The following is a 12,501-nucleotide window of genomic DNA, read 5'->3' on the forward strand; positions in this document are numbered from 1 at the left end:
TTGCTTTATTTTAATAGTGGATTTAAATGAAAATGGTTCAATGCTTCGTTGACTAAATCGATATCATAAATGTTTTTCTCTAAGAAAAATTTTATAACTAAATCAGTTAAATCGCTGTCTGATAATGTATAGCCAGTAGAACTTAAGAGATCGCTCGTTTCAATTTTATCTAGTTCAAGTGCTAGTGATAAAGCAATTATTGTATTTTTCTTTGGAAGGTAATTAGGAATGGAGCGAATTTTTGAAAAATGTTTTCGGTCAATTCCCGCCTTTTTATAGATTAGTGGATCACTGAGATGTTTTTTTTCAATAAAGTTAAATAAGAGCACTTTAAATGTTGGTTTCAGTTTGTTTTTAATAAATGCTTCAATCTCTATATTTTCTAAAGGCTCAGCTGCATACATTTCATTCTGACTAAAATGTATTTCTTCTATTTTTACTTCTTCTAAATGGCGTTTTACATATAATTCTAATTCAATCAAAAATTCTTGGTTAAGCATGTTGAATTCCCCTTTCCAAAATGTCTCTTTTAGGGCGACCTATCTACTAGTTAATTCAGTTACTATTATAACATCAAGAATGAAGGGGCTGATTTAGAATGAACAGTAATAAAACAGAAATCATATTTTTAATCGATAGAAGTGGTTCAATGGCAGGACTTGAAAGTGATACGATCGGTGGATTTAACGCTTTTATGAAAAAACAAAGTAGTTTTGATGGGGAAACGAATGTAACAACAGTGCTTTTTGACGACCAGTATGAAGTCTTATGGAATGGGTGCAATGCACATGAAGTAAAATTAACGGATAAAGAGTATTTTGTAAGGGGGACCACTGCACTTTTAGATGCATTAGGTAAAACCATTTTAAATGTAGGCAACAGATTGTCTTTATGTAACGAGATGGAAAGACCTGCTAAAGTCATTTTTGTTATTACGACTGATGGGTTAGAGAATGCAAGTGTTGAATTTACGTATAGTAAAGTGAAACAACTGATCCATCATCAACAAGAAAAGTATAACTGGGATTTTATATTTATGGGAGCAAATATCGATGTAGTAAAAGAAGCAAGTAGCCTAGGAATTTTAAAAGAAAATGCTTATATATTTGAAGCTTCTAATGAAGGTGTTGAAGATATGTATAGTGTAATAAGCGAAGTGGTGTCAGAAAAAAGGACATAATTTTGATTCAAATCTAGTAAGCCTTTAGACTTACTAGATTTTTTTATTGTAAATAAAAATTCTTTAATGATAAAAAAGCAGTTAGAATAATAATGTTAGAATAGGGACATAAAACATATTTAGAGGAGAGATGTACATATGAAACAGCAAAGCTTAGATCATCACGTTAGATATCATCCAGTTTTCCACTTTTTTGGGGCACCACTAGCGTTAATCACAATCATTGGTTCAATCGTTAACTTGTGTATCGCGATAAAAAATAGCGATCACATTTGGTTAGCAGTATTTATTTTAGTCACTTCGCTTTTATTAGTTGTTTCGTTTTTTCTAACAAGACTTTATTCCAACAAAGTGCAAGACCGTGTCATTCGAATGGAAGAAAATTTTCGTCACTTTACGCTAACTGGTAAACCGTTAAATCCTCAATTAAAAATGGGGCAAATCATTGCATTACGATTTTCAAGTGATGAAGAATTTGTAGCGTTAAGTGAAAGAGCGGTAAATGAAGGAATGAGTTCGAAAGAGATTAAACAAAATATTAAAAATTGGCGAGCGGATGAGTATCGCGTTTAATTTTTTGTAGGGGCCTATTATTATAGGTCCTTTTTCTTTTTTAGAGGGGCTCTGTTTAATATAAACGTTGATTTTTGAAGCAAAATTAGTCTAAAGTTCGAGTAACAATTCCAGCAAAAAATTTGTTACTTATTAAATATGATAATTTCCCCTAATGCCGCTAACAATATAGATATAAAATAATCAAGTTTAGATTTAAAACTACGTTGCTAAAATTGTATTTAAATTTATTCTTTTTAATTTATTCATTAAAAAAATTTAACAAAATCTGTATTGTAGTATAACGACATAAATGTTTAAATTATACTAGTCATTTTTCATCTTAACTATTCTGATTAAAAAATAGAGACCATACAATTATCTCAAAAGGAGCTCAAATGGAAGAAAAGCGTAATAAAATCAAAAAAACAAAAAGAAAGCCACTTAAAATATTGCTGTTGATCGTTCTAATTCTTATAGCATTTATTGGATATAAGGGAATAAAAACATATTATAAATTACAGAATGCTACCCAGGGTGAAGTTCTTCACTCAAGTTTGCGTAAACAAGAAATAAAAGATACCCAACCTTTTTCCATTTTATTTCTTGGAATTGAAAACTACGCAACAAAGGGTAAAGGTGGTAGAACTGATTCCATCATTTTAGTAACTGTTAATCCCAAAGATAAAACAATACAAAAAATGAGTATTCCTCGTGATACGTACGTGGAAATTCCAGCTCAAAAAAGAAAATCTAAAATTAATGGTGCATATAACAGTGGTCTTCAATCAACTGTAAATACAGTAGAAAACTTTTTACATGTTCCAATCGACTATTATGTTACTGTAGACTTTGGTGGTTTTAAAAATATTGTCGATGAGATTGGTGGAATTGATGTTGATGTTCCATTTGATTTTTGGCAATATACAGATACTAAACCACGTTATAAGGTTTACTTCAAAAAAGGAAATCAACATCTAAATGGAACAGAAGCTTTAGCCTATGCTCGAATGAGAAAGCGCGATCCCCGTGGTGATTTTGGACGTGAAGAACGTCAACAACAAGCTATGCTGGCAATTATCGATAAATTAAAGTCTCCGAAAACATTATTTAAAATAGATAATTATGCTAGTGTATTTAGTAAAAATGTCAAAACAAATATGAGCTTGTCTGAAGGATTATTCTTATTTAATGACATGAAAGAAGCTAACCCTAAAAACATCACGACTTTAAAATTAGAAGGAAAAGACGATTATATTAACAGAATTTACTATTATATGCCTGATCAAACTAGCGTAAATGCTATAACAAATAGTTTGAGAAATCATCTTGAGCTTGATCAATTACCAGCTAATTCAAGTGAATCAAAATAAGTGCAAGTATCAATGATTTTAAAAAACGAGGTAAATGAGTAAGTATACTCATTTATCTCGTTTCTTTTTTAATCGCAACTCGTTTTATTCAACTTAAGCACTACCTTAGTTGAATAAATCAAAAAGGATTTTATCACAACTTACCTTGCTGTTGATTACTGTATTATCATTGGTTTTCTACATATCTTTGCGTAATCTTCTTTCTCGGCTATTTTTCTTACATTTACATCTTTAATAATCCAATCTGTTCGAGATTTGTTTTGAACCTTCAAAGTAAACAGGTGAAATGGAGGCATTATTGCCCTTTCATATGTGACAAATTGATAGGTTATTTCATAACTGTATGCTTGTTCTGGCCTCGTCTTAACCTCTACAATCTTACAAAAATGAGATAGGTATATTTCTCCAAAATAATCATTGATTGCTTTAGATTCTAATGGGGATAAAAATGTATAAATTATATCTTCAAGCATCATTTCATAACGTGAAGCATCAGTTTCGGCTTGAACAGGAGATAATGTAATAAAAGTCATCAGACAGCTAATCAAAATGATTTTTCTCAAATTTAATACCTACTTTCTACTATTTGGTAGGTATTTTCTCCAAACAAAGAACTTGCATTCTTATTGAACTATCCTGAAATTTGAATTGCACGGGTTAGATGAATATGAATTAAAAATCTACCTTGTAAATAAATTAAATCTTAGGCATCTCCATAATAACCAGCTACATAGATGATACCCATTTTTTGAACGATATAATTTGTTAAAAAAGAATCGGTTGCTATGTCTTTTGGTGCTTTAGTTAAAGAATAACATTTTGCACTTTTTTCTTTTAAGTATTCCCAATCCATCTCATTATGTTCTGCGTCATCTACTATATTAGTCTTTACTGCTAAAATAGGGTGACCGTGAAACAATACATATGTCCTTAACGCAATTGAAGGTGAAGAATGTAAAACATAAAATAAAATGATTGGACAAAGTATCAGAATAATTTTTTTCCACGTTATTTGCTTCATTTTATCACCTCGTTTATTTTTTAAATGAACGAAAATTCCAATAACTTCCACACAATTTAATTATACATTGTATATCCACTACTTTGATTTGGGGGAATTTCACTATTTTTACAAAAATTTAATCTTTCTTATGCAACTAATCTGCCATTTACTTGAATAAAAAAATCAACAATCTACTCAAAAAGAGCCTTTATAGAAAAAAAGCATTGTTGAAATTGTTTATTTATTGTAATTTATGTAATTTCCTTCACGAGATTTTGTAATAGTCCTTAACGAATAAAAGGATGGGCTAAATACCGAGTAGTCCGGGCAATTTTATTTGAAAAGAGATTGAGAAAAAGCCGTTTTTTGGCTGTTGACTCAGTAATTTTAGTTAAATACCTGTAATAAACATGCGATGAAAGGAAATGATTTATCATCTCCCTGTTACTTTATTTGGAAAAAATCTATGTTACGATTAGTGAAAATTAGCAAATAAAGGAACATGGAGGGTAAAAAGAAATGATTAACAAAGTTAAAGTTACAACCATTTTAGCAGCTGCTGCACTCTCAGTATCTGTAAGTGCTAATGTACAGGCTGCTACTATTAATGTAAAAAAAGGGGATACCTTGTGGGATCTATCACGTGCAAATAATGCCACCGTTGAAAATACTAAAATGATAAACGGGATTACTTCAGACTTAATTCATCCTGGTGATAAACTTATCATTGCACCAGAAAAACATTATCAAGTTAAAAAAGGTGATACGTTATGGGATATTGCACAAAATCATGATGTAACAGTATCGCAAATTCAAGAATGGAACAATATACATACGGATCTAATTCAACCTGGATTAAACCTAGTAATTTTTGAAGGCGTAAAAAATATAGCTCAATCAAAAATGACAAATACCAATCTTGTAACAAATTCTAAAACTACTTCAACAGTGAAGTCAGTAAATGAATCTTCAAAGACTGCATCAGTATCAAGAGAAGATGTTCCTAAAACAAAGGAAATTGTACCAGCAACAAAGGATAATACATCAACAACAAAAGAAAGTTCACCAACAATAAAAGAGAGTGTACCAACAACAAAAGAAAGTGCACAAACAATAAAGGAAAGTGTACCAGCAGCAAAAGAGAGTATACCAGCAGCAAAAGAAAGTGCACCAGCAACAAAGGAAAGTGTACCAGCAACAAAAGAAAGTGAATCTAAAACAAATGATTCAGCTGGTTTAAAAGTAATAACAATGGAAGCATCAGCTTATACAGCTTCTTGTAAAGGTTGTACTGGCATTACAGCTACTGGAATCAATTTAAAAGAGAATCCAAATACAAAAGTCATTTCAGTTGATCCAAGTGTAATCCCGCTTGGAAGTAAAGTGAATGTAGAAGGTTATGGTGTAGCAATAGCTGGAGATACTGGCGGTGCCATCAAGGGAAACCGAATTGATGTATTTATTCCAAATAAACAAGATGCGATTAATTTTGGAAGAAAACAAGTGAAAGTAACGATATTAAATTAAGCATAAAAAAACACTGAAACGTTACATATGGTTTCAGTGTTTTTATTATGCTTTTTTTAGTAGATGACTACTGGCTCATATGTGCTGAGATTATCATATACGGTTTTCATTAGACTTGGTGGTGTGTTAACGCAGCCACCCGATCCTGCTGATAGATAGGCATTACCTGACCAGTTGCTTCGCCAGCTAGCATCGTGGAAACCTTGTCCGCTGTTTGTGAATGGTGCCCAATAATCGACCTTAACTTCATAAGAACCAAGACCTACATGTGAACCCCTGAGGATCGATGGTGTTCGTTTATAAAGGATATACCAAACTCCTTTTGAAGTATCCTCACCAGTGATGTGTTTACCAGTAACGACATTCGTTGTGATAACCAATTTGCCATTTTTATAAAGCCAAATACGCTGTTCGGCAATCGACACTTCAGCATATGTATCGCCAATCCCATTATTTGTGGTCGTATTATATCCATAACCTTCATTGTTCCAGCCATTTCCGATAATATGAGTAGGAGTAATCGATTTTTCTCCTGTTTCAAAAGCCTTCTGAACTAGTGTAGATTCTTTATCAACATCTAATGCCCAGCCATAGCCTTCTCCTTTAACTGAAATGACTGATCCTGAATGTGTCTTAAATGTAAAATTTTTATTTAATGTAGAGTGAGAATTATTTACTTCAGCAATCTTGTTTTTAAGATTACTAGAGTCGATCGTAACTTTCATATCTTTTGACACAGAAGCATTTTGAATGTATTCACTCGCATTTAAAGAATAAACTTTATCCTGAACTTTATACTGAACTGTACGCCCTAGTAGTTCCTGAAGTTTTTTCTTTTCATTTTTCACAATTTGATTATCTTCTTTGAGTGGCTGTATGTATACAGGGTTTAGACGGATGATACTAGTATATTCTTGTCCCTTATAGTCTTTTAATAGACGATCGACATCATATTGCTCACCGCTAATGCTTTTTGAGACAATAATTTTACCTTGTTTCAATTGAACAGTCGCATCTTTTGGAGCTTTTAAGCTCTTATTAAGAGTGAGAAGCTTATCTTCAATCTGTTTTTTCATTGTGTCAATTTGTTCTTCATCTCGTTTACTCGGTATTAAAGAATAATTTTTTTCTTTTGAAGAAGGAAAAAACGTGCGCTGGTTTTTTACTATTTTTTTAATAGCCGGAAGATCACTTTCCGTAAAGTTCATTTTTGTATCTTTTCCATCCAAGATTTTCTGGTCGCCCACATAAACGATGTTTTTAAGTTTGCTTGTTTTTAATTTTTTTAGTGCTTCGTCAGCATTCAGTCCACCTAAATTTATGCCGTTTACCTTGATTTGAGCATTAAAATGATTAGCCCGATAGCTGAACACAATGAAGAGTGTAATAATAATAATGATACCAATCAAAATGAAATGCCAAGGCAAAGACCGTTTAAATGATCTTCTTTGTTGAATATTATTTCCTTTTACATTTAAAGTGCTTTCCAAAACAATTCCTCCCATAACCAAGTAGTCCATCTATCAATGTTTACTGAAATTCAGATTAAAATATTACAATTATATTACATTATTTACTTATATGTGACTATTCTACAATTTTCTTCGGTCGAACTCTGTCACAATTTGTTTAGTTGTAGAAATTTTTTCCTTTTCTTATTTTTAGCAGGCTTAGTGAAAGGATAGGACTAAAAAGTTTAAATTAATTATATAATGCCTCACTGTCATTCTAATAATATATTTCTATCTACTATTGAAGTATAAGATTGTTAAATTTACGAATCTATTAGTGTATTGAGTTTATAAGTTCCTTTATTTACTATTCACTATATTATATTTGTATATCAAGTTTAGTATCCTCGTTATTACGTATAGCATTGAAAAAGCATTTTTGAAAGAGATAGAGTTGAAAAGAATAGTTTACTAATGTATCATTATTAATAATCAGAATATTCCGTAAAGAAAAGAGGGTCATGTAAATGAGTAAACAAATTCCTGAAAAATGGTGGAGTCAACTGAGGGTGCCAGCAATTTCTGCACCGATGTTTTTAGTTTCTGGACCTGAGCTAGTAGAGGCAGCATGCTTAAATGGTGTAATTGGGTCATTTCCAGCACCGAATGCTCGCCCAATTGAGGTACTTGATCAATGGATGGGGCAATTAAATGATCATCTTGCTTTGGCGCGCGCAAATGAGCCGGAGCGTAAAATTGCACCATGGGCAATGAATATGGTCGTTCATAGCTCTTATAGTAGATTACAAGAAGAGCTTGAGCTATTGAAAAAACATAAACCTGAGCTTGTTATTACTTCATTAGGTTCTCCAAAAGTAGTAGTTGATCTTGTACATAGTTATGGAGGACTAGTATTCTCAGATGTTAGTGATATGAAGTTTGCTAAAAAAGCAGCTGAGGCGGGTGTAGATGGACTAATTTTAGTTGCATCAGGTGCTGGTGGTCATGCTGGAAATTTAAATGGATTTGCGTTCGTTGATAGTGTTCGTACGTTCTGGGACGGTATTATTGTGTTAGCAGGTGGGATTTCAACTGGTAAAAGTATATTGGCTGCACAAGCTGCGGGCGCTGATTTAGCTTATATGGGAACACGCTTCATTGTTGCGAAGGAAAGCCTAGCAAATGATGAATATCGACAAATGCTAGTTGATGCAACACAAGATGATATTGTCCTAACTGATGCATTTTCTGGTGTGAAAGCGAATATGTTAATTCCTAGCATAGTGAAGGCTGGTCTTGATCCTGAAACATTGAAAAAGAAAGATAAAGTCGATTTCGATGGAATGAAAAATGAATCGAATGCAAAGGCTTGGAAAGAAATATGGTCAGCTGGTCACGGTGTTGGGGCAATTACAAAAATCAGTTCAATTGCCGACATAATAGATGAGCTGGAAGAAGAGTATAGTGAGGCAGTTAATAAACTAAATCAAAATGCTGAGAAATTAAAATCAGCAGTAAGTAAATAAATAATATTGTAAGCGTTTTACTTTCATATCTTGAATCTATTGTTTAATTATCATTTAAAGATTATAATAAACTTATTGAGATGGAATCATAGTATGGGAGATGTTATGACTCTATCAATTTAGTAAACAAAAAAATGGATTGGTATGTTAGTACGATTTGCTAATAAACTATTCCACCATGAAGACATTAAACCTATTTAAAGGGTATGTGTATTTCATGGTGGATTTTTTTATGTGAAAAAAAGATAAGTTGGCTGCATGAAGGAGTATTCGGCGAGTTTTCTTTATGTGAAAAAAGGGGAGGAAAACCGTGAAAAATAACATGGTTACAATCACGATTGACGGGAAAGAAGTAATCGCAAATCAAGGTTCTACAATCTTACAAATCATCAATCAAAATGAAATTAGTCATCCACAAATTTGTTATGTTCCTGAAGTCGATCCAATTCAAACTTGTGATACTTGTATTGTTGAAATTAATGGTGAGCTAAAGCGCTCATGTTCAACTGTAGCAATGAGCGGAATGAATATTCAATTGACTTCACCTAGAGCGAAGGAAGCTCAAACTGAAGCAATGGATCGTTTATTAGAAAATCATTTATTATATTGCACAGTTTGTGATAATAACAATGGAAATTGTAAGCTACATAACACAGTAGAAGAAATGGACATTGAACATCAAAAGTATCCTTATGAGCCAAAGGTTGCTTCTTGTGAAGTAGACTTGACACATCCTTTTTATCGATATGATCCAAATCAATGTATTGCATGTGGACAGTGTGTGGAAGTATGTCAGAATCTTCAAGTAAATGAGACATTATCAATTGATTGGGAAGCTGAGCGTCCACGTGTTATTTGGGACAAGGGTGTTTCGATTAATGATTCTTCATGTGTAAGTTGCGGACAATGTGTAACAATTTGTCCTTGTAATGCATTAATGGAAAAATCAATGCTTGGTGAAGCTGGTTTTATGACTGGATTAAACGACGAGTTACTTGATCCGATGATCGATTTAGTCAAAAAAGTAGAACCTGGATATAGTGGGATTTTTGCTGTTTCAGAGGTTGAAGCAGCAATGCGAGAAACACGTACGAAAAAGACAAAAACAGTTTGTACTTTCTGTGGTGTTGGCTGTACATTCGAGGTTTGGACGAAGGATCGAAAAATCTTAAAAGTTCAACCAAGCTCTGATGCACCAGTTAATGCAATATCAACTTGTGTAAAAGGTAAATTTGGTTGGGATTTTGTAAATTCAGAAGAGAGAATTACAAAACCTTTAATTCGAAAAAATGGCGTATTTGTAGAAGCGAGCTGGAATGAAGCCCTTGATTTAGTTGCAAGTAAACTTGGTTCGATTAAACAAGAATATGGAAAAGGTTCTGTAGGATTTATTTCATCTTCAAAAATTACGAATGAAGAAAACTATTTAATTCAAAAGTTGGCACGACAGGTATTTGAAACAAATAATGTTGATAATTGCTCACGTTACTGTCAATCACCAGCAACAGATGGATTATTCCGCACAGTTGGTATGGGTGGAGATGCAGGAACGATAAAGGATATCGCAAAGGCTGGACTAGTTATAATCGTCGGTGCGAATCCAGCAGAAGGTCATCCTGTACTTGCGACAAGAGTTAAGCGAGCACATAAATTACATGGTCAAAAACTGATTGTTGCCGATCTTCGTAAAAATGAAATGGCAGAACGCTCTGACATCTTTATTAGACCAAAACAAGGGACAGACCAAGTATGGTTAATGGCTGTAACGAAATATATCATTGACCAAGGCTGGCATGACTTGAAATTCATTTATGAGAATGTTCATTTCTTTGAAGATTTTAAAGTTGTACTTGAGAAATATACGCTTGAATATGCCGAAAGTGTAACTGGCATTTCAAAGGAAACGTTAATTCAAATAGCTGAAATGATTCATGAAGCGGATGGTACTTGTATTTTATGGGGCATGGGCGTGACACAAAACACTGGTGGTTCTGATACATCTGCAGCGGTCTCGAACTTATTACTTGCAACAGGAAACTACAGACGCCCTGGTGCTGGCGCTTATCCGCTTCGTGGTCATAATAATGTACAAGGTGCTTGTGATATGGGTACTCTTCCTGGCTGGCTTCCTGGTTACCAACATGTAACGGATGATACGGCACGCATGAAGTTTGAAAAAGCGTGGGGCGTTGAAATCGGAGGAAAACCTGGTTTAGATAATATCCAAATGCTTCAATCGATCGAAAAAGGCGAAATGAAAGCTATGTACTTAGTTGGTGAAGATATGGCGCTTGTCGATTGTAATGCCAACCACGTACATGAAGTTTTATCAGATTTGGACTTCTTTGTCGTACAAGATCTATTCTTCTCAAAAACAGCGCAATACGCGGATGTTATTTTACCTGCTGCGCCATCACTTGAAAAAGAAGGAACATTTACAAATACTGAACGTCGAGTACAAAGATTATATCAAGCATTACCGACTCTTGGTGAATCAAAGGCTGACTGGTGGATTGTCCAAGAAATTGCAAACCGATTAGGTGCAAATTGGAATTATCAGCATCCAGGTGATATTTTCGCTGAAATGGCAAGTTTAGCACCACTATTCTCACAAGCAAGCTACGATGTAATGGAAGGCTGGGATAGTTTCCTTTGGGGTAGCTTAGACGGAGCAAGTACGCCACTTCTTTATGAGAATGGTTTTAATTTCCCTGATAAAAAGGCAAGATTTGCTTTAGCTGATTGGATGGAACCTGTTGAGTTTGCAGAAGAGTTTGACCTATTAATAAATAATGGTCGAATGCTTGAGCATTTCCATGAAGGGAATATGACGAATAAATCATACGGTATTCAATTAAAAGTACCTGAGATTTTTGTAGAGGTTTCACCAGAGCTTGCGAGTGAACGTGGCATTAAAGATGGCTCATTAGTTCGATTAGTATCTCCGTATGGAGCGCTGAAATTACCAGCACTAGTTACGGACCGAGTTCAAAAAAATGAGTTGTTCTTACCGATGAATTCAACAAATAAAGAATCTGCTATCAATTTCTTAACAGGTCCAGCTAAAGATCACCGTACAAATACACCAGCTTATAAACAAACGAAAGTACGGATGGAAGTATTACGTGTAGAAGGTGAAAGTCCGTTGCCAAAGTCGAACCCACGTAATAAAAAGCGCAACCCTCAAAATGGAGTTGAGGTTCAGCGTAAATGGGAACGAAAAGGATACGTCCACTTAACGACAAAATAAAGGGGAAAAAAGATGGCACAACCAATCACGACGATTCAAAAATACCTACCAACTAAAGAAGAGCAAAATCAACAGAAACTAGAGGATTTGAAGCTTTTATTAGCAGAAAATGAAGACTCTTTAAATAAAATTTTAAACATCGTTTCTGAATTAAATGATACGGGTGTCCTTGAAGCTGCAAATTCAATGCTACAATCGAAAGAGAAGATTACAAAAATTGCTTTAGGACAAATGAACCGCGAGCCAGTCACGAATATTATCAATAATATTATGGGCGCTGCTGGTGTACTTTCAAATGTGGACCCGGAGTTAACGACAAAGCTAATCAATTCTGTAACAAAAGGAATCGATGAAGGAAATAAACATCTTGAAAAGGATGATAAAGTAGGGATTCTTGATTTAGTAAAAGTTTTAAAAGATCCTGATGTAAATCGTGCAGTTGGTTTTGGTATTAATTTTCTAAAAGGTATGGGAAAAGGTCTAAAAGAATAATAGAAAAAACAATTTGTATTTCATAGAAAAGAGTTTAATAATAAGAGATGAACCTTTTAATCAAAAAAATTGAAAGGTTTGTCTCTTAATGAATATTTTTTTGAGAAAATACGATATAAAAAATAGTTCAAGAAGAAGGGAATCTTT

11 protein-coding genes are annotated in these 12,501 nt (G+C 33.6%); 7 read left to right on the plus strand and 4 right to left on the minus strand.

Annotated elements, in window-relative coordinates:
- Positions 1-5 precede the first annotated feature (5 nt).
- Positions 6-500, minus strand: a complete 495-nt coding sequence (locus COI44_RS04020) for a hypothetical protein (protein ID WP_098426776.1) — start codon at positions 498-500, stop codon at positions 6-8.
- 98 nt (positions 501-598) lie between these two features.
- Between COI44_RS04020 and COI44_RS04025 the strand changes: the two genes are divergently transcribed.
- The 3 genes from COI44_RS04025 to COI44_RS04035 all read left to right on the plus strand — a co-directional run bounded on the left by COI44_RS04025 (position 599) and on the right by COI44_RS04035 (position 3,105).
- On the plus strand, positions 599-1,180 hold the full coding sequence (locus tag COI44_RS04025) for a vWA domain-containing protein (protein ID WP_098426777.1): 582 nt from the start codon (positions 599-601) through the stop codon (positions 1,178-1,180).
- 138 nt (positions 1,181-1,318) lie between these two features.
- Positions 1,319-1,753, plus strand: a complete 435-nt coding sequence (locus tag COI44_RS04030; protein ID WP_098426778.1) for a DUF6526 family protein — start codon at positions 1,319-1,321, stop codon at positions 1,751-1,753.
- Between the two features lie 377 nt (positions 1,754-2,130).
- Complete coding sequence (locus COI44_RS04035; RefSeq protein WP_098426779.1) at positions 2,131-3,105, plus strand: LCP family protein; 975 nt, start codon at positions 2,131-2,133, stop codon at positions 3,103-3,105.
- A gap of 155 nt (positions 3,106-3,260) precedes the next feature.
- On the opposite strand, the gene COI44_RS04040 is transcribed toward COI44_RS04035, so the two are convergent.
- Positions 3,261-3,653: a DUF3888 domain-containing protein gene (locus COI44_RS04040; protein WP_142329222.1), complete on the minus strand. Its 393-nt coding sequence runs from the start codon at positions 3,651-3,653 to the stop codon at positions 3,261-3,263.
- Between the two features lie 155 nt (positions 3,654-3,808).
- Complete coding sequence (locus COI44_RS04045; protein WP_098426781.1) at positions 3,809-4,126, minus strand: hypothetical protein; 318 nt, start codon at positions 4,124-4,126, stop codon at positions 3,809-3,811.
- Between the two features lie 501 nt (positions 4,127-4,627).
- On the opposite strand from COI44_RS04045, the gene COI44_RS04050 reads away from it, so the two are divergent.
- Positions 4,628-5,635, plus strand: coding sequence for a LysM peptidoglycan-binding domain-containing protein (locus COI44_RS04050; RefSeq protein ID WP_098426782.1), 1,008 nt, complete (start codon positions 4,628-4,630; stop codon positions 5,633-5,635).
- A gap of 56 nt (positions 5,636-5,691) precedes the next feature.
- Here the strand turns inward: COI44_RS04050 and COI44_RS04055 are convergent, their stop codons facing one another.
- Positions 5,692-7,140 carry a L,D-transpeptidase family protein gene (locus COI44_RS04055; RefSeq protein ID WP_098426783.1) on the minus strand — a complete coding sequence of 483 codons (1,449 nt, stop codon included), beginning with the start codon at positions 7,138-7,140 and terminating at the stop codon, positions 5,692-5,694.
- A 473-nt stretch (positions 7,141-7,613) separates the two neighbouring features.
- Here COI44_RS04055 and COI44_RS04060 point away from each other — a divergent pair, with 473 nt between their 5' ends.
- From COI44_RS04060 to COI44_RS04070, 3 genes are all read left to right on the plus strand, one after another.
- On the plus strand, positions 7,614-8,612 hold the full coding sequence (locus COI44_RS04060) for an NAD(P)H-dependent flavin oxidoreductase (RefSeq protein WP_098426784.1): 999 nt from the start codon (positions 7,614-7,616) through the stop codon (positions 8,610-8,612).
- A gap of 322 nt (positions 8,613-8,934) precedes the next feature.
- Positions 8,935-11,862 (plus strand): formate dehydrogenase subunit alpha, encoded by a 2,928-nt coding sequence (fdhF, locus tag COI44_RS04065; RefSeq protein ID WP_142329226.1) that lies wholly within the window; start codon positions 8,935-8,937, stop codon positions 11,860-11,862.
- A 12-nt stretch (positions 11,863-11,874) separates the two neighbouring features.
- Positions 11,875-12,354: a helical membrane plugin domain-containing protein gene (locus COI44_RS04070; protein ID WP_098426786.1), complete on the plus strand. Its 480-nt coding sequence runs from the start codon at positions 11,875-11,877 to the stop codon at positions 12,352-12,354.
- The last annotated feature ends 147 nt before the right edge of the window (positions 12,355-12,501 follow it).

This window comes from Bacillus sp. AFS088145 (assembly GCF_002564465.1).
Lineage (GTDB): Bacteria > Bacillota > Bacilli > Bacillales > Bacillaceae_G > Gottfriedia.

What these genes read in the sequence shown, in the direction of transcription:
- COI44_RS04030 (WP_098426778.1), top strand. Translation starts at nt 1,319, where the DNA reads ATGAAACAGCAAAGCTTAGATCATCACGTTAGATATCATCCAGTTTTC.
- COI44_RS04035 (WP_098426779.1), top strand. Translation starts at nt 2,131, where the DNA reads ATGGAAGAAAAGCGTAATAAAATCAAAAAAACAAAAAGAAAGCCACTT.
- COI44_RS04050 (WP_098426782.1), top strand. Translation starts at nt 4,628, where the DNA reads ATGATTAACAAAGTTAAAGTTACAACCATTTTAGCAGCTGCTGCACTC.
- COI44_RS04055 (WP_098426783.1), bottom strand. Translation starts at nt 7,140, where the DNA reads ATGGGAGGAATTGTTTTGGAAAGCACTTTAAATGTAAAAGGAAATAAT.
- COI44_RS04060 (WP_098426784.1), top strand. Translation starts at nt 7,614, where the DNA reads ATGAGTAAACAAATTCCTGAAAAATGGTGGAGTCAACTGAGGGTGCCA.
- COI44_RS04070 (WP_098426786.1), top strand. Translation starts at nt 11,875, where the DNA reads ATGGCACAACCAATCACGACGATTCAAAAATACCTACCAACTAAAGAA.
- COI44_RS04025 (WP_098426777.1), top strand. Translation starts at nt 599, where the DNA reads ATGAACAGTAATAAAACAGAAATCATATTTTTAATCGATAGAAGTGGT.
- fdhF (WP_142329226.1), top strand. Translation starts at nt 8,935, where the DNA reads ATGGTTACAATCACGATTGACGGGAAAGAAGTAATCGCAAATCAAGGT.
- COI44_RS04020 (WP_098426776.1), bottom strand. Translation starts at nt 500, where the DNA reads ATGCTTAACCAAGAATTTTTGATTGAATTAGAATTATATGTAAAACGC.
- COI44_RS04045 (WP_098426781.1), bottom strand. Translation starts at nt 4,126, where the DNA reads ATGAAGCAAATAACGTGGAAAAAAATTATTCTGATACTTTGTCCAATC.